Below are 17,694 nucleotides of genomic sequence, written 5' to 3'. Positions count from 1 at the left end.
TACTCTTTGCGCTCGCGGCAGGGTGTCCATGATGAAGCTGCCCGGCAGGCCGGTTCACAACCCGCAACACGCGTTCCTGCCCGGGGCGCTGTCCGTTCAGGAGACGCCACCGTCGCCTGCGGGTAGGGCGCTGCTCTGGCTGATTCTGGCGTTGTTTTCTGTCGCCCTGTGCTGGGCCTGTATTGGCGAGGTAGACGTCGTGGTGTCGGCGCCGGGGCGGGTTGTTCCCAGTGGCTACGTGAAGTCTGTGCAAGCCCCGGAGGCCGGCACCGTGGCACGCCTGTACGTACGTGAAGGCGAGGTCGTGGCTGCGGGGCAGGCATTGCTTGAGCTTGATCCGGTCATTGCCGAAGCAGAGCTCACGCGATTGCATGGCAAGCTTGCTGAGCTGTCTCAGCAGCTGGCGTGGCGACGTGCGCTGGAACATTGGTTCGCCACCGGCACAGACGAGCTGTATCCGATGCCTTTGATGCCGGGGGTGCTTGCTATTGCGGAACGCTCGCGGGTGCGCTCACTCTATGAGCAGCAACGATCGCAAATGGCAGCAAGCTTTGCCAGTGCTGATGGCGAATACCAGGCCAGTCTCGCGGCGCAGGAGTCGCTGGAGGCGGAACTACAGCGCACGACAGCGATGCTGTCGGTACTGAGTGAGCGCGTCGATGCCTATGCGGCGCTGCTGCAAAACCAGCAAACCGCCAGGGTGCAGTACCTGGAGTTGCGGCAACAACAGACAGAGCTTGAGTTATCGCTGCCGGTGCTGCACGCAAAACGCCAGCAAATGCGTGAACAGGCCACGGCAATAGCTGAGGGCATTGAGGCCGAACGGCGCAAGCTTCGATTGGCAAACCTGATGGAAATTTCAAGCCTTGATGCCGAACATGCATCTATATTCCAGGAAGTGGTGAAGATCGAGCAGCGCCGCAAACAGCAGCAACTGGTTGCACCGGTGAATGGCACCGTGCAGGAGCTGGTGGTTCATCACGCCGGCGCCGTGGTGACGCCGGCGCAAACACTGCTGAAGATTGTGCCAGAGCATGCCGCCATGGAAGTTGAAGCAACTTTGCAGAACAAAGACATCGGATTTGTGCGCAATGGCCAGGAAGTCGAAGTGAAAGTCGATACCTTTAATTTCACCAAATACGGTTTACTTGCTGCGAAAGTAAAAAATATCAGCAATGATGCGGTGGAGGATAAGAGAAAAGGCTGGGTGTATCGCATGCAGATTCAGTTGCAGTCGGATCAGCTCACAGTGGGCGAGAAACTGGTGCGCCTGAGCCCTGGTATGGCGGTAACTGCCGAGATCAAGACCGGCCGGCGGCGCCTGATCGAGTTTGTTCTGGCACCGCTCATGCGATACAAGCATGAGAGTGTGAGGGAGAGGTGAATGATTCGTCGTGTAGAAGAGGCAGTTCACTCGATTGCAAAACGCATTTTTTTACTCTGCCTAATTCAGGCGTATGCAGTCGGTTGTAGCTTCGAGAATTCTGAGGTGGCCAAACTTAGAGCCGCATGTGAAAAAGACGCTGGTGTAACGATACATAGCTCAGTTGAGGTAGAGGGCTTCTATTCCTCATCCGGGCTACAGGGCATCATCAAGTCGGGCTATCGATTCATGGAGTACTGTAGTGATCGGCCACCCTACAAGTCAGCTCTGACGGAAGGCGGTTGTTTCCGTATCAGCAAAGTCGAGAGAGCGTCTGGCCGCTGTGATCCGGTCAGAAACGCTAGGCTTTCAAGTTTTGTTGTCGAACCCTACCCAGAGTTTCTTGAAAACAACTGTATCGCCATAGAAATGATTGAAGCCCCAACGGCGGAGTACGGCGTCATTAATGAGAGAGAGAAAACGCTAGCATCGGACGGAGTGGGAATCCACGTCAGGTCGGAAACTCGCGTTATGCGCATGGCGGATCGGCAGTTGCTTGGGAGCTATATAGGTTATTACTACAATCGCAACCCAGGTCATACCGGGCCAATCGGTTGCGATTTTTTATACGACGACATTCCGTCATACACATCAGCAAGATTACTGGAGGATACTATTCCGCCGAAGCCATAATCCATCATCAATAAACAAGGAGGTTTATTGTGATTAATAAAGCGACAGACGCAGCGATACTTTCACTAGCAGCATACGCGAAGTGGGATATAGATATTGAGTATGCTAGAGGTCAACTCATTAATGAATTAGGCCTAACCGAACAGCAGTACGACTATTACTTTGCCGAAGACAAGGGCAAATATGAGCTTTATCAGGGACCGAATTTAGGTTACACCGAACATGAGAATGGTTTTTCGGCGACAATATTCAGTAACAAGGAAACTGGAGAGATAACCGTAGCCTTCAGGGGCAGCGACGGAGCTTTCCTTATAGGACGTGACTGGTTGACCACCAACTGGAGTGTGATCATGCCCGGTTATGGTCCGATCTGGGGGATCAATCGTTTATTTGGTCAGCAAAATGCGATAGCACAGTTTCTAGCCTCCGCCGGATTGGACGAAAATGGCGTCCTGAGTAAACCAGTAAAATTTGCCGGCCACTCTCTGGGTGGCTTTCTTGCGACCGCTGCCGCGTACAGATATCACGAGTCCGCCGGCCATTCTTATACTTTTAATGGTCTGGGCATCAGAGCAGACGAATTCATTAGCCAAGAGCTTATCAATGGCATTTCCCTTGCCGGGAAGATCGATAACTATTATGCGGATTTTGTCGGAGAACACCTCGGCGTCCAACCCGGTGCCAGGCACGAAATCTTTATTGAGAGCTCATGGGCCTACCCCGATCACTCCATTGTCCGTTTGGTAGATAGCCTCTCCGTCTACCGCATCCTCGCCGAGATCGATCCCTCTCTGGACTCGCCGGAAGGCATGGCGAAGATCGAACAGATGCTCAGCGCGGCTTCGCACGAAATGGATTATTCGCTGGAGATTGCCCTAGCGCAGATCGGTACAGCCCTTGGCGGCGACCTGGCGCTGCCAGCAATCCAGGCCGATTCCCAATTGTTTTACGATGCCCTGGTCGATCGCGGTCTGCAACATGAGCTGCAGTCAATCGACCCAGCGCGCGCCGCTGACCTGGCGGCCATCGACGATGAAGTGGGGCGGGGTTATCGCTACGCCCTGGCCAACTTGACGCCCTTTGTTATGACGTCGGGGTTGGAGGCAACGGCGGCTGCGGGCCCGGCCTATGACCTCCTGGACGGGCAGGGCAATGCCCTCTATTCAGAGGCCTATCTGCACGACAGGGCGCAGATGCTTTCCAGCCTGCTGCAGCGCAATGTCGATGACGCATACGCGCCTGAGCGGGTAGTGGGTCAGCAGATCTATTTCCACGATGAATCATTCGGCCCATTGTTCGCAGGCGCGACAAGTGAGGAACAGGCCGGTGTCAGTTCACGCAGCCTCAACGGGGTGAGCAATATCCTCTTTGGCGATGACACGGACAATCTCCTGCTCGGTGGTGACCTTGCCGACCGTGTTCACGGTGGTGGTGGGGCAGATGAACTGCGTGGTAGTGAGAGTAACGACTACCTCGATGGCGGTGCGGGTGACGATATCATCACCGGCGGTGCGGGCGACGACCGCCTGATCGGTGGCGCCGGTCGTGACGTCTTCCAGTGGAACACCGGCGATGGCCATGATCTGGTTGGCGATTTCGACGACGCCCGAGACAGTATCGTCGTCAACGGTACGGATCTGGCTTCTCTATCCTTCACTCGCTCTGTGGGCGATTCGGATTTCTTTATCGACCCCGAGCGGAGCGATATCAGGGTGCACTACGACGGCAGCTTCCTGACAGTACATTTTGATGATGGCGTTGCGGCCGGTTCCGTGACCCTGACCCAGTTCCAGGATGAGGCGGTGGACAATTTCGGAATCACCCTCAACGAGGCGGTAGCCACTCCGCCGGTCACGCAAGTGGAGGTAGCCAAGCTGGGGCCCGGCACTGGCGAGACCGACGCATCCGCTTACTGGCGCCAGAGCGATGCTCAGGGTGGCATCGACTGGGCAACCGTCGCGCTGCGTTTCGATGCCGACCAGGTGGCCAACTACAGCGGCGGCAATCAGCCCTACGGTTTGCTCAGCCCTCGCTTCGAGGGTGGGCCGGTCGACGATCACCTGACAGGTGACCAGGGCTCCAACCAATTGCTGGGCATGGCCGGTTCGGACCTGATCGAAGGCGGTGACGGCAGCGACTACCTCGCAGGCTTCGCCGGTTCAGATATCCTTTCGGGCGGCGCCGGCAATGACCTCCTGTTTGGCAACAGCCGTTACGGACTGCAAGATGCCCTACAGTCCGGCTCCTTTGAGGACGCCTTTTACCTGTCACAGTTATCCGCCAGTGGCGCAGACAGCGACACGCTCGATGGTGGTGCAGGTGACGATATGCTCTCCGGAAGTGAGGCCTCGGATATCCTCTCCGGCGGCGCAGGCAGTGACTACCTGTTGGGCGGCAGCGGCGTGGATCAACTGGAGGGCGGTGACGGAGCCGATGTGCTCTACGGTGACTCGGCCCTGGGCATACGCTATGACGAAGCAGCCGATGGCAGCCTCCAGGGTAGCCTGCAGATTGCCTTCGCTACCGGTGCCGATGGCCACTTCGATGACGTGCTGTACGGCGGAGCCGGTGATGACACGCTCTGGGGCGAGTCCGGAAACGATACGCTTCATGGCGGCCACGGTGACGACCAACTCATCGGCGACCGTTATCACGATGCAACATATTTCGATGCTGAGTTACCTGCCTATGCGGGCACGGCGTCTGCGCTTTCCGAGGCCGAGCACGGCGATGACCGGCTGTACGGGAACGATGGCGCGGATCGGCTGCTGGGACTCGGCGGTGACGACACACTTGATGGCGGTGCCGGCCAGGACCTGCTCCTGGGCGGCCCGGGTAATGATCGCTATATGAGCGCCCCGGGGGGCGGGCTGGATGTGATTGAGGATGACCAGGGAGAACACCTGCTGGTATTTGCCGGTGCAACGGCGCGGGACCTGCAGATCACTTTTCAGGATGACCGCGTATACGTGACCGCACAGGCTTCAGGCGATGGTTTCCAGTTGGCGCGCCAGCAGTGGTCGCAGACGCGCCTGGCACTGGAGGACCCCGCCAACGTCATTGAGCGGTCGCAGGTGGATACGCAATACCTCAACGCCAACGGCAGTCTGCTGTTGTCCATCGCCGGATCGGATGCCTACACCGAAGCGGAGCGTGACCAGCACTTCACCGTGGACGATGCCGCTACCGAGTCGCCTGTGGTAGTAACGGGCGCAGCCGTCGATGAAGTTGAAGTTCGCAACCGCGAGGGCGCGGCGGGGGCCCTGGTCAGCTTTCCCGGCTGGGCCGCCAACCCGCTGGTGGAAGTGTCGCCATTGTTGCTCCTGAACGATTGGGACTTCCTGGATGCCAGTGACGATATGGTGATTCGCCTGGTGGGCTTTGCCGATGCGGAAGGCACCGGCGGCGACAACGTGATACACGGCAGCGCTGGAGCTGACGAGCTGCTGGGTATGGGTGGTGATGACCTGCTCTTCGGCGAGGCCGGCAACGACGAGCTGGACGGCGGTATTGGTGCAGATACCCTGTTGGGTGGTGACGGCGACGATATCCTGTACGGGGGTATCGGCCACGATATCGATGTCCTTGAGGGGGGAGCGGGGGATGATGTCCTCGACGGCGCCTACGGCAACGATGTGTACCGCTTCGCCAGAGGAGATGGCCGCGATGTGATCGCCGATGCCCAGGGCGCGCACCATATTGCCTTTGATGCCTCGGTAAATCCGGAGGAGATAGTGCTACACCGGGAGGGCGCCAGCGACGACCGCTTCCGTATTGAATACGCGAACGGAGACTGGATTCGCTCCGCCGGTGCCGTCGCCAGCGACCGCATCGCGGAAATTACTGTGGATGGCGCGCCAGTATCACTGCTGCAACGCTCCGACCTGGCAAATGGCGTATTTTACGGCACGCATCTGAACGACGTGTTTGAAACCGGGCCAGGTGATGACTTGATCCACCTGGATGCGCGCGGCAGTGATGTCATCCGTGTGGGTGCCAGTGACGGGCTTGATGTGGTCATTCTGGACGAGGGCTACTACCCGGAATTCATCGGCGAAGTGCGCCTCGATGATGTGGACTCGCTCGAGGTGAGCTTCAGCGGCATCGATGCGCAACTCACCTATGATGGTGGTGAACTGTCGCTGCAGGCAGAGAAACACTTCAGCGAAGCGGCACGGGACAACGCCCTGCAGCGGGTAACCCTGCGCTCGGGCGCGGATTCTACATGGACGCCCACGATTACCGCCTCCGGCCCGGGCTGGCTGCACGGTTCTTTTGGCAGCGATCACTTGATCGGCAGTGACGACTTCGACGTGGTGACACCGGGCTATGGCAATGACCTGATAGAGACCGGTGCGGGCAACGACAGCATTTTCCTCAACGATGTCTACTTCCGCGGCGATGGGGAAGGTATTGGCAGCAAGACGGTGCTGGCGGGTGCCGGTGATGACTACATCGAAACGCCGCTCTACCAGGGTCTGAAGTTGGTTTACGTCCTTGGCGACGGCAGCGACCACGTCCTGTACGACTGGTCCTACGGCGAGCGCCACCCCTACCAATTTTCCCTCGGCGCAAATGGCGACTCGCCGCAGTTCACACCGCATGGCCAGGACAGCCTGGAATTCGGTCCGGGTATCACCCTGGATGACCTGGTGTTCGCCCGTAACGGTAACAAGCTGCACCTCGCGCTGATGGATGAGCCGGGTGATATACGGTTCGACAATTTCCTGAATGTCTACGACCCGGCGGATGTCACCGAGCGTAGTGGCCTGCTCGATCCCTTTGCCGGTGAAGACGGCCCCGGGTATCAGCTGAGTAACGAAGACATCGCCACGCTATTTCCGCGCACGCCGATTGCTGAGCTCGTGTTCGCCGATGGCAGTCGCAGTCCACTGGCGCCCTTACTGGACGAACGCATGCAGAAAAACGTCGATATCGTGGCGGGCACGCCATTGGCAGACACCCTGGAATTCAGTGTTGGCGGGCACCTGGTGCTTGCCTATGCCGGGGATGACCAGATCAGTGCCAGCGGCGGCCGCAATACGATCTACGCAGGCAGTGGCAATGACACGATAGAGGTCGCGGGCCAGTCATTCGTCGATGCCGGTGCGGGCAACGACTGGGTTGACCTGCACGGCGGCGAGTTGCTGTTTCAGTTCGGGCCGGACAGTGGCGCTGACGTGCTGTCCTACCTCGTTGACGCGTCTGCCACCGTGCAGATGTCTGCCTCGGTCACCCCGGAGGCGCTGACAGTGACGCGCTCGGCGGGAGAGCATGGCGAGAGCGTTCGCATTGACATTGCCGACAGCGATGCCAGCCTTGAACTGGTCACCCTGAAGTACAACGAGTCCACCAACGGTTATTTCAGCGATTGGCAGGCCACATCTGCGCAGGTTGAGTTCGTCAACGGAGATCGACTTGCGGGGCACCAGTTGCTCGCCTTGATTGAGGACGATGATGTCGGTGGTGGAGACGACGATGACTGGGAAGAGGAGGGTGACGGGGCCGTCGAGATCGTCGGCACTGATGGCAAGGATGTCCTGGTGGGTACCCCGGGTGACGATTATTTCATCGGCGGCCCCGGCAATGACAAGCTGAGCGGCGAAGCAGGTGATGATGTTTTTCTGGTTGAGGGCTCCTCAGAGGGTTTCGATATCTTCATCGGCGGTGAGGGCTGGGATGCCATTCTTGGAGGTGAAGGCGATGATGTCATTGGCCTGAGGCGTCTGTCCCTTGCCGACTCCATAGAAGTGATCGACGGTGGCGATGGCGTGGACGCTATCCTCGGCAACCAGGGCAAGAACCGCTGGAATTTCTCCAATACCGAGTTGTTTAACATCACCGCCCTGGACGGCGGCTCAGGAGCCGACGTGATAAAGGCGTCGCAGGGCGATGACACCCTGGTTGGCGGTCTGGGTGATGATTTGCTGGTCGGTAATGGCGGTAGTGACACCTACCTGTTCTATCGCGGAGATGGGGTCGATCGTATCGTCAACAAGGATGCCGATGCTGACAGTCACGATGTGCTGAGCATAGCGGGCTACACACCTGAACAGCTCTGGTTCTCGCGGCAGGACAAACACCTGGTAGTAGACGCCATCGGCACGGATGACCAGATCACACTGAAGAACTGGTTCGCCGGTGCCAAACATGAACTGGACGCGATCACCGCGGGCGACAGCCGTCTGTTGAGCCAGCAGGTCGACGTACTGGTAGACGCCATGGCTGCATTCGACATCCCCACCGGCCTCGATGCCGCTGTCTCCCCGGCAGTGCGCGATGAACTGCAGCCTACGCTGGCGGCGGTCTGGGAGAGCGCGGCCTGATCGGGGCAGTGCAGGGGCGCTGCGGATATTTTTCGCTGCCTCGCCTATACTGGGAATCCAATCCAGCCCAGGGAGGCAGCAGGCACAGTGAATCGGTGTGTGTTTTCGGCAGCAGATGCATGCCGGCGGGCGCTGCTGGCCCTGACGTTGTTGGCCGCCGCCGGTTGCGCAAGCGTCCCCTTCGACTATCCCAAACAGTCATCGGTGGCAGTGCCTCGCGATGCAGCGACGCCACTGGGAGAACAGGCGGCAGGCTGGGAAGCGCAACATGGCAGCAAGGCAGCACTGGTGGGCATGTCTTCTGGCGTGGATGCGCTGGGTGCGCGCTTGCGGTTGCTGGAAGTGGCGCAAAAGAGCGTTGACGCGCAATATTTCATTATCAAGAAAGACCGGGCCGGTGCGCTGTTCGCGGGCGGGCTGCTGGCAGCGGCAGACCGCGGGGCGCAAGTACGCCTGCTGGTGGACGACGTATTCTCACCCGGCGTGGACGAGGCCTTCACCATACTGGCCGCACATCCGAACATCGAGATTCGTATTTTTAATCCGCTGTCGCGCTCCTTTCGTTACCTGAGTTACCTGACCGATTTCAAGCGTGCCAATCGCCGCATGCATAACAAGTCCTTCACTGTGGATAACAGCATGAGCATTGTCGGCGGTCGCAATATTGGCGAGGAGTATTTCGAGCTTAATCCCGCAGTAAAATTCGACGATTACGAAGTGTTGGTAATGGGCGAAGTGGTGGGGCAGATCAGCGACGGCTTTGACGTGTTCTGGAACAGCGAGCTGGCGGTGCCGATAGAGGCGTTCGAAAACCGTGCGGATGTAAGCAGGCTGGATGACTGGCGCGAGCAGATTCGCGAGGTGCAACAGGAGCAGCAAACCGGCCTTTACGCCACCGCACTGAACAGCTCCCTGCTCAGGGATTTACGCAGCGGCAAGATCAAGCCCGCAGTCGCGGAAACCTCGCTGTACACCGATACCCCGGACAAGCTCAGCACTGACGTGGGCAACATTGATCATGCCATCCTGGTGCAGGAAATGGTGCGCAGGATGCGCGCCGCCGAAAAAGAGATAGTCATCGTAACGCCTTATTACATTCCCCAGCAGGCAGGGGCGGAACTGATCGAGGAGATCCTCGCCAAGGGCGTGAGAGTGGTGGTGGTGACCAATTCACTGGCCTCCACCAACCATGTGGCGGTCCACTCCGGCTATGCGCGCTATCGTAAACGCCTGCTTCGCGCCGGCGCGGAATTCTACGAGATACGTGCCGATGCCATTGGTGAGGAGAATGACTGGGGCAAGCAGCCCGAACAGATAACGCTGCATTCCAAGGCGACGACCATAGACAGGGACACGGTGTTCATCGGCTCGCTGAACTTCGATCCGCGCTCGATTTTTATTAATAGCGAGATGGGCCTGTTTATCGACTCCGAGGAGATAGGTTCGCGTTTCACCGAGGAACTGGGCCGTGGCCTGGCACCGGTCACCTGGAAGGTCGAGCTCGATGAGAACGACAAGTTGCGCTGGACCTTCGACGACGGCAACGAGCGCCTGGTGGTGCACAAGGAACCCGGTGCCAGCTGGTGGCGGCGCTTCCAGGTGGGCTTCTACCGCCTGCTGCCTATCGAGAGCCAGTTGTAGCCCGTGCCAACGGCATTTCGTGGTTGATCCAGAAGAGCGCTACGGCTGCAATTTTCCCGAGGGTATATCCGATTTTAATAGCGAGAGCAGAGTATGAAGTCCAGGGATTTTACCAAGACCGGCCCGGTGGCTATGGTCGCACACGCCTGCGTGCTGGTGGTGGTCGTTTGCCTCCTGGGGGCTGCCGTAAGTCACGCTGCCACTGACGAGGCCGACTCACCGCTGACAGTCTACGTGGCTGTAGGTGTGTTGGACGTCGATGAAATCAGCAGTGCCGACCAGCGTTTCACTATCAACTATTTTGCCCAGTTTCGCTGGGTCGACTCGCGGCTCGCCCACGATGGCCCGGGCACTATTCGCCGCGACATAACGGATATCACGGCGCCCCGCTTCCTCATACTCAATCAGCAAAAGGTGTGGTCTTCCCTGCTCAACGTGGTGGATATCACACCTGAGGGAGAGGCGGTTTTCCGGCAGCGCCTGTGGGGGGATTTTTCTCAGCCACTGCGCCTGCACGATTTTCCCTTCGACAAACACACCTTCGAGCTGCCCATGGTGTCCTTTGGCGGTCTCGAACAGCAAGTCATAATGGCTCCTGATCCGCAGCGCAGTTCCCTCATTGCCGACAATCTTTCGGTGGCAGACTGGCGCATTCTCGGTTACCAGACGGAGGTGCGTGAGATTCCACTGACCAACGATGTCTCGGTGCAGGGTTTTGTCTTCAGCTTCGAGGCGGAGCGTATCTTCACCCACTATGTGGTCAAGTACATTATTCCGCTGTTCCTGATTGTGATGATGTCCTGGGTGGTATTCTGGATCGATCCAACGGAGGCTGGCAGTCAACTGAGCGTGGCGGTGACCGCGACGTTGACCCTGATCGCCTACCACATCGCCCTGGCCGGCAAACTGCCGGACATACCGTATCTCACCAGGATGGACTTGTTCCTGTTCTGTTCCACGTTGCTGGTTTTTGTTGCCCTGGTGGAGGTGGTACTCACCTCGAGGCTGGCGCGCAGTGATCGCGTGGAGCTCGCGCGCCAGTACGATTTCTATAGTCGCATGGTGTTTCCTGCCGCCTACCTCGCGGCCGCCGCCTGGGCACTACTGTAGCCAGCGGCGCCCGGCGAACCGCGCTATGCAGCGCACTCAGGCCTTGATGCTGCCGTCATTATGGCGTTGCAGTAGTGTTTACGTTCGCCTGCTGCAGCGGTTTACCCAGCTTGTGTGCAAATACGCTGCGCAGTTTTGCCACCGGCATGTTGCCCGACTGCAGGTAGATACGGTGGAACTCGCGATCCTGCTCCGGCGCTGACAGCGTGTCCGCCGTGGCGCGCTGGAAGTCGCGCTTCAGATCCCACACCAGCCGGTTGCCGACGAGATAGCTGAGCGGGTAACCGCGTTCCTGCGAATACCAGTTCAGCTCGCTCTGTGCGCGCCCGGGGGTAAACCCTGTGGCGGCGATCAGCAGCCTGGCCGCGTCCTCGAAGGGGTCGTCGCCGTCGAAGGTGACGTCGTAGCCGATGTCGAGGTAGTCGCGCTCTCCGGTCATGAAGAACAGGTCAATGGCGACGCGCGCGCCGATGCGGCTCAGGTCGAGCTTGGTAACGAAGCGCGCCTCGTCGGTGAGCTCGCCCATCAGGCCCTGGTCCAGCATGTAGTCCTCCAGCATGGTGGTCCAGCCCTCTGCGTGTTCGTTGGCGGAGAAGGTCCGCCGTACGATGGAGGGATGCATGGCCGCGGTAGACAGCTGCAGGTGATGCCCGGGAATGCCCTCGTGCACCATCATCAGCGGAATGCCCAGCTCGGTGTGTTCGGCCAGCAATTCGCGGCTCAGCGTGAGGTAGACGATGCTGGTGCGCGTGCCGCCGCGCAGGGCGGGTGGCGGCATCATCGCCCCGGCGGGGATCATCGGCGCCATGAAGCCGGGGGTCTGCATGATCTTCATGGCCTGGCCGTCGGGCAGCGGGAACAGGTCGCGCTCGCGCACGAAGGTCTCCAGTTCGCCGGCAACGCTTTCATAGCGTGTAATCACCTGCTGGAAATCGTCATCGGTGACCTTTACCGCGTGCGCCTGCGCAAGATGCTGTTGCAGGTCGGCGGCGCTGGTATCCGCCGCGAGGCCGTACTTCGCCACCAGTTTCTGGCGCAGGGCCTCGATCTCCGCGCGGGTGCGGGCGACGAAATCCCTGGCAATGCCGTGTATTTCGTCCAGTGACAGCTCCACCCCGTTTGCCGCCACGATCGATTCTGCCGCTTCCCGGCCAATGTGTATTTGCGTGGTGGTGGGCATTGCCCGCAGCTGCTGCTGGTACTGCTGCAGCGCCTCTTCCGCCGCGGCGATGGCGTCCTGCAGCTGTGGCAGGGAAGCGTAGTCCTCGACCTCGGCCCAGCTGCGAATGCTGGCAAAAAACTCGGGCAGGCCATCGATGGTCTCGCAGTCGATATCCACCCAGCGCGCCACCGGTGTGTCCAGTCGGGCCAGCAGCTTTTGCAGGAAGTCCGGTACCTGTTGCAGGCGACTGAGGATGTTATCCAGGCGGGCAGCTGGCTCGCGCGGGTCAATGGTCACCAGGAAGAAGATGCCGATGCTGATGGTGTCGCCGGCATCCGGCAGCTGCGTCAGTTGCGGCCGTCCGTTAAGGGCCAGGGCATTGCCAAGCACGATCTGGCGCGCAGCCAGTGCGATCAACTCGGTGTCCAGTTGCTGGTGGAAATCCGTCAGCGTGGGGTACAGGGCGTTGGCCTGCGCCAGCAATGCCTCGGCAGCCTTTTGCTCGGCCAGGCAGGCCTCCATGGAAGGGTCCGGCAGCTCACCCAGTTTCTCCTCGACACCCAGCTCGATGCAGGTGTTCGGATCTGACTTCAACAGGGTGAGATAGGCGTTTTCCAGATTTTGGTAGTCGGTCATGATGTTTGTTGCTCGTGTTTTGCCTGCATATTGGGTGACAGATGCCCGCTTTTCTCTAACAGTTGCAGAGCTCTGGCAGGGGCGAACCGTATCACAATGGTTGTACGCGTCGCTATGCGCTCGCTGCTGAAAAGGCGGTCGCACTCGCGCTGTCTGTGCCAGGATCTCTCAAAATGGCAGCGCGCGAGTGGAAAAAGGTAGCAGGGCCCGGGAGTGGCGCCGGGGAGGCGCCGGGGAATGACGGTATCGGGCCCGGCGAAGCGATCAGGCAGGCGGGTCCAGGGTGATGCCCAGTTTTACCGTAACCTGCCAGTAGTCGATGCACTCATCCGCGATGTGACCGCGAATGTCGGACACTTCGAACCAGCGCATGTTGTGCACAGATTGCGCACTGCGGGCGATGGCGGTCTCCACCGCCTCCTCGATAGAATTCTTCGAGGAACCGGTGATTTCCAGGGTTTTATAGACGTTGTCACTCATGTCGCATGTCTCCTGTGGGTGAATCGTATTGATCAGCTGCCCGTGAGACTGTCGCGAATTTCGGCCAGACGGCTTTCGCCGGCTTCCTTGGCGTCATCGAGCTTCTTCTTGGTCTCGTCCATCTTTTTCTGCAGATCTTCTACGTTGCTTTTCATCTGCGACTGGATGTCCGCCTTGGCTTTTTCGGTCTTGGCTTCGGCCATTTGGCGCTCTGCTTCGGCCTGCTCAGCCTCGATTTTCTTGTTCAGTTCGTCCACACGGTTGTTTACAGCTTCAGAAATGGAATCGAACAATGACATCGAAATACTCCTTTTGGTTACCGTTACAACAATAGCGCGGCGCGTTTCGCCGCTGCTTGTACAGGTACTTGCAAAGGGCATGCCAGTGTTGCCTGTGGCGCGTACAGGCCTTGATTTACAAGGTAAAACGGGAGTTGGTGTGTCTTGCGGGGCCCGTCGCCATGCGCGCGCAGCGGTGCCGGCTTGTAATAGCTACAAGGAAGCTGACAAGTCTTACCAGTGTTGCCGACAGCTGCTGCCCGGATGAACCGCGCTGGCGGTGTCAGGCCGGACCCGCCAGCCAATAACCCAGTCCGCAACCGGCGGCCATCAGTATAAAGCTGAGCAGGCAGGCCGCCTGCGCGGGAACAATCGCGGCTGTGTTCTGGTATTGATTGAGCAGTCGCCACGCCGAGAACGCGGCCGGCACGGCACCGAGCAGACCCCAGAGCATGCCGTAGCTCTGGTAATGCAGGGCGCAAATCAGCAGCCACAGGTAACCCGAGCCCAGCAGGGTGACGTAGCCCGTTGCCGCCGTTTCCCGGCCCAGGCGCACCACCAGCGTGTTTTTGCTCGCGCCGAGGTCGGCGTGGTAGTCGGGGAATTCGTTGATCCACAGGAATGCGGCAATCAGCAGGCCCAGGGCCATGGCGGCGTGTAATAGCGGCGCGTTGAGCGCGCCGGTCTGCACGAGGTAGGTGCCGCAGACGACCAGCGGTCCATAGGCGATGGCCACGGCGACCTCGCCGAGGCCGCGATAGGACAGGCGCAGCGGAGCACCGTGGTAGGACCAGGCCAGTAACATGCCCAGCAGGCCGACGGCGAGCACGCGGGGTTCGCGCAGAAAGGTAATCAGCAGGCCGATAACAATGGCGGCCAGGAAAAAAATAATGGCCACAGCACGTGTCTGCTCGCGCGTCATCAGCGCGTCCACCATCACCCGCTTGCCGCCGGAAAACGGGCTGCGATCCTCGGCGGCAATAGCCAGGTCGGTGCCACTGTCGAAATCGACCCACTCGCCGGAAGCATTCTTGGCGACCTCGACACAGAACACGCCCAATACCGTCAGCGCCAGCCAGCCGGGGTGCAGGCCCGTATCGGCGGCTGCGAAACAGGCCGCCATAAACAGGCCGGCGAAGGATGCGAGCGATATTTTGGGGTCGGCCAGGCGCCAGAACCCCAGCCAGAAGGGTTGGATTGTCATGCTTCGAGTTTAGCGGAATGCGCGCTCACTGCCATCCTCAAGACGCCACGTGCTCGTCGCCGCGCCAAGGCTGCAGTAGTAAGAAAATATACTCGCATTTGCGTTATCCCCGCGCAGGCGGGGATCCCGTGAAGTACCGTTTATTTGTCATCCCCGCGAAGGCGGGGCCCCCGTGAAGTACCGTTTATTTGTCATCCCCGCGAAGGCGGGGATCCAGGGGCTGGCCATTCAGCGGCTGGCGATCCAGGGGCTGGCCAGCCAGGAGCTGGCTACCCGCCCAGCACCTTCCCGGGGTTGAGCAGGTTTTGCGGGTCCAGCGCGCGCTTCATGGTCTGCATCAGCGCGATCTCGTCCGCCGAGCGCGAATGCGGCAGGAACTCGCGTTTCTCCAGGCCGATACCGTGCTCGGCAGAGATCGAACCATTGACCTTGCCGAGTCGTTCGTAAACCACGGTCTCGATTGCGTGTTTGTCGTGTGCCGGCCCTATGCCGAAGTGGATATTGCCATCCCCGAGGTGCCCGAAACACACCAGCTTTGCTTCCGGGAAACGCTCGCCGAGTTCCTCTTCAACACCGCTCACGTACGCTTCCATCTCGCGAATGGGCAGGCTGATATCGAATACGGCGGGTGGGAATACTGCGTGAATCAGGGTATCCACGTCGTCGCGCATGGCCCAGATCTGTGCCGCCTGCTGCGCCGACTGGCAGATCACTGCGTCGGCTACATGGCCTTCCTCCATCAGTGTGCCCAGCACAGTCATGAACTGCTCCGCTTCACGCTCCTCGTCGGCGCCCTCGGACTCGACCAGGACATAAAAGGGATAATTGGTGGGCAGGAACGCCTGGTGTTTGCCGGTTTCTTCCGTCATGAAGGCATAGTGGTTGCGCCACATGACTTCAAAGGCGCTGAGCTTGCCTTCCAGTTCCGTCCCCAGTCTGCGCAGCAGCCCGGAAACGTCTTCGAAGCAGGACAGGGCGACAAAAGCCGTCTGTACCGTGCGCGGCGCCGGGCGCAGGCGCAATACCGCGCGGGTGACAATACCGAGGGTGCCCTCGCTGCCGATAAACAGGTGCTTGAGGTCGTAACCGGCGTTGTTCTTGAGCATCTCGTTCATCGAGGAAATCACCGTACCGTCCGCCAGTACTGCCTCCAGCCCGAGCACCTGCTCGCGCATCATGCCGTAGCGCACCACACTGTTGCCGCCGGCGTTGGTGGCGACCATGCCGCCGATATTGGCGCTGCCCCGGGCGCCAAAATCCACGGCAAACTGCCAGCCGGCCTCGGCGGCGGCATCCTGCACGTTTTGCAGCACGGCGCCGGCCTGTACAGTCATGGTGCCGGCTTCCGCATCGATGTGTTCGATGGCGTTCATGCGCTCCAGGGAAATGGCGATGTCATCCTCCGTGCAGGTAATCCCGTTCACCAGCCCGGTGAGACCACCCCAGGGCACAATGGTCTGCTGCTGTCCGTTGCACAGGGCCATCACTCTGGAAAGTTCATCGGTCGATGCAGGGCGCACAATGGCGCGGGCCGGGCAGTTGCCCAGACCCCAGCTGTAGTTCGGGCGCGAGTTGACATCGTCGCCCAGTAGCATGCCCTTGGGGCCGACAATTTCTGAAATAGCGTTGGTAATGTCCATGGATGAATTCCTGCTGTTGTTATGGTTTGGCGCGCCGAAACCAGCGGTGGCGACAGGTTGCAGCCAGCCCTTCGCGTTGCCGGGGGCTGCGACTTTCCCCAAGTATAGACGGCGCCCCGTAGAGTGAATGTCAGCGAATTAACAATCCGGCGGGACGGGTAGGCGGTGTCCGAGAAGACACGCAGTAGCGCCGCGCAGGCTCTGGCGATCCCTGCAGGCAGTTAGTTCGCGCCTGCCGCCAACTGCCGGCGCAACACCCGGGCGCGCCGGTCTTCGCCATCATGGCTCCAGCCCGGTGCCAGCAGCAGATAGCGCCAGCGATCGCGCCATGATGTGGCCCGTTTGCAATCGTCCCAGATCGAGCGGTACTCGTGGGTGGCGACATCCAGCGGGCGGTAGGAGGTGATATTTTTGGTCAGGCCGTAGCGAGGTGCATCACCCTGGGTTTCTTCAGAAAAGGTACCGAACAGTCGGTCCCAGATGATCAGAATGCCGCCATGGTTGCAGTCCAGGTAGCGCACATTGGAGGCGTGGTGGACACGGTGGTGGGACGGGGTATTGAACAGGTACTCCACCGGCGCGGGTAGTCGGTCCACCAGTTCGGTGTGAATCCAGAACTGGTAGAACAGGTTGATGGCCATCACCGTGAAGATCATCAGCGGGTCAAAGCCCAGCAAGGGCAGGGGCATCCAGAACAGGAACTTGTGCAGGCGTTCACCCACGCCCTGGCGCAGGGCGGTGGCATAGTTCATCTTTATGGCAGAGTGGTGCGTGACATGGCCGGCCCAGAAAATGCGCACCTCGTGATTGGAGCGGTGAAACCAGTAGTAGACGAAGTCATCCAGCAGTAACAGTAGCGCCCAGGCCCACCACTGCCGCTGCACCACATCGCGCAGCGGGCTGATCTCATGCAGGTAGTAAAACGCCACAAATGCGCCCAGTTTGGGCAGGAATTCGACAATGGGCGTGAACGCCATCATCCAGAACGAGGCCACGGTGTCCTGGCGCTGGTACAGGGCGAGCTTGTGGCGAACGCTGTAGCGATACTCCAGCACTACCGCCACCAGGAAGATCGGGATAAAGACGTAAAGCAGTTTGTCCTGTGAGAACGATTCGAGTAACTGTTCAGTGGTCATCGCTATGCACTTGTCTCAGCAGTGG

Annotated in this window: 12 protein-coding genes; 5 read left to right on the top strand and 7 right to left on the bottom strand. The window is 59.6% G+C overall.

Annotation, left to right across the window (positions count from 1 at the left end; translation table 11 throughout):
- Positions 1–28: 28 nt before the first annotated feature.
- A complete protein-coding gene (locus F0M18_RS13955) occupies positions 29–1,384 on the top strand; it encodes an HlyD family type I secretion periplasmic adaptor subunit (RefSeq protein ID WP_149612072.1) in 1,356 nt (451 codons plus the stop codon).
- Positions 1,385–2,056, top strand: a complete 672-nt coding sequence (locus F0M18_RS13950; RefSeq protein ID WP_149612071.1) for a hypothetical protein — start codon at positions 1,385–1,387, stop codon at positions 2,054–2,056. It begins immediately after the preceding gene.
- 419 nt (positions 2,057–2,475) lie between these two features.
- Here F0M18_RS13950 and F0M18_RS19980 read toward each other — a convergent pair whose 3' ends face one another.
- Positions 2,476–2,730: a hypothetical protein gene (locus tag F0M18_RS19980; protein WP_188109725.1), complete on the bottom strand. Its 255-nt coding sequence runs from the start codon at positions 2,728–2,730 to the stop codon at positions 2,476–2,478.
- Positions 2,731–2,796: 66 nt separating this feature from the next.
- Between F0M18_RS19980 and F0M18_RS13945 the strand changes: the two genes are divergently transcribed.
- The 3 genes from F0M18_RS13945 to F0M18_RS13935 all read left to right on the top strand — a co-directional run bounded on the left by F0M18_RS13945 (position 2,797) and on the right by F0M18_RS13935 (position 11,133).
- The gene (locus F0M18_RS13945) at positions 2,797–8,382 is read left to right on the top strand and encodes a calcium-binding protein (RefSeq protein ID WP_188109724.1); all 5,586 of its coding nucleotides are present in this window, start codon (positions 2,797–2,799) and stop codon (positions 8,380–8,382) included.
- Positions 8,383–8,481: 99 nt separating this feature from the next.
- Positions 8,482–10,023, top strand: a complete 1,542-nt coding sequence (locus F0M18_RS13940) for a phospholipase D family protein (RefSeq protein ID WP_149612069.1) — start codon at positions 8,482–8,484, stop codon at positions 10,021–10,023.
- 93 nt (positions 10,024–10,116) lie between these two features.
- On the top strand, positions 10,117–11,133 hold the full coding sequence (locus tag F0M18_RS13935) for a ligand-gated ion channel (RefSeq protein ID WP_149612068.1): 1,017 nt from the start codon (positions 10,117–10,119) through the stop codon (positions 11,131–11,133).
- Between the two features lie 58 nt (positions 11,134–11,191).
- Here the strand turns inward: F0M18_RS13935 and F0M18_RS13930 are convergent, their stop codons facing one another.
- The 6 genes from F0M18_RS13930 to F0M18_RS13905 all read right to left on the bottom strand — a co-directional run bounded on the left by F0M18_RS13930 (position 11,192) and on the right by F0M18_RS13905 (position 17,669).
- Complete coding sequence (locus F0M18_RS13930) at positions 11,192–12,931, bottom strand: DUF885 domain-containing protein (RefSeq protein WP_149612067.1); 1,740 nt, start codon at positions 12,929–12,931, stop codon at positions 11,192–11,194.
- 264 nt (positions 12,932–13,195) lie between these two features.
- Positions 13,196–13,411, bottom strand: a complete 216-nt coding sequence (locus F0M18_RS13925) for a dodecin (protein WP_149612066.1) — start codon at positions 13,409–13,411, stop codon at positions 13,196–13,198.
- Between the two features lie 32 nt (positions 13,412–13,443).
- Complete coding sequence (locus F0M18_RS13920; protein ID WP_149612065.1) at positions 13,444–13,710, bottom strand: hypothetical protein; 267 nt, start codon at positions 13,708–13,710, stop codon at positions 13,444–13,446.
- A gap of 262 nt (positions 13,711–13,972) precedes the next feature.
- The gene (locus F0M18_RS13915; RefSeq protein ID WP_149612064.1) at positions 13,973–14,893 is read right to left on the bottom strand and encodes a prenyltransferase; all 921 of its coding nucleotides are present in this window, start codon (positions 14,891–14,893) and stop codon (positions 13,973–13,975) included.
- A gap of 269 nt (positions 14,894–15,162) precedes the next feature.
- Complete coding sequence (locus tag F0M18_RS13910) at positions 15,163–16,533, bottom strand: FAD-binding oxidoreductase (RefSeq protein ID WP_149612063.1); 1,371 nt, start codon at positions 16,531–16,533, stop codon at positions 15,163–15,165.
- Positions 16,534–16,754: 221 nt separating this feature from the next.
- A complete protein-coding gene (locus tag F0M18_RS13905) occupies positions 16,755–17,669 on the bottom strand; it encodes a sterol desaturase family protein (protein ID WP_149612062.1) in 915 nt (304 codons plus the stop codon).
- Between the last annotated feature and the right edge of the window lie 25 nt (positions 17,670–17,694).

This window comes from Pseudohalioglobus sediminis (assembly GCF_008370495.1).
Classification (GTDB): domain Bacteria; phylum Pseudomonadota; class Gammaproteobacteria; order Pseudomonadales; family Halieaceae; genus Halioglobus.
This window is presented reverse-complemented; position numbering and strand designations above follow the sequence as displayed.

Excerpts from the sequence above, each read along its gene's own strand:
- F0M18_RS13915 (WP_149612064.1), bottom strand. The coding sequence starts at position 14,893 with ATGACAATCCAACCCTTCTGGCTGGGGTTCTGGCGCCTGGCCGACCCC.
- F0M18_RS13950 (WP_149612071.1), top strand. The coding sequence starts at position 1,385 with ATGATTCGTCGTGTAGAAGAGGCAGTTCACTCGATTGCAAAACGCATT.
- F0M18_RS13935 (WP_149612068.1), top strand. The coding sequence starts at position 10,117 with ATGAAGTCCAGGGATTTTACCAAGACCGGCCCGGTGGCTATGGTCGCA.
- F0M18_RS13955 (WP_149612072.1), top strand. The coding sequence starts at position 29 with ATGATGAAGCTGCCCGGCAGGCCGGTTCACAACCCGCAACACGCGTTC.
- F0M18_RS13930 (WP_149612067.1), bottom strand. The coding sequence starts at position 12,931 with ATGACCGACTACCAAAATCTGGAAAACGCCTATCTCACCCTGTTGAAG.
- F0M18_RS13920 (WP_149612065.1), bottom strand. The coding sequence starts at position 13,710 with ATGTCATTGTTCGATTCCATTTCTGAAGCTGTAAACAACCGTGTGGAC.
- F0M18_RS13910 (WP_149612063.1), bottom strand. The coding sequence starts at position 16,533 with ATGGACATTACCAACGCTATTTCAGAAATTGTCGGCCCCAAGGGCATG.
- F0M18_RS13905 (WP_149612062.1), bottom strand. The coding sequence starts at position 17,669 with ATGACCACTGAACAGTTACTCGAATCGTTCTCACAGGACAAACTGCTT.
- F0M18_RS13925 (WP_149612066.1), bottom strand. The coding sequence starts at position 13,411 with ATGAGTGACAACGTCTATAAAACCCTGGAAATCACCGGTTCCTCGAAG.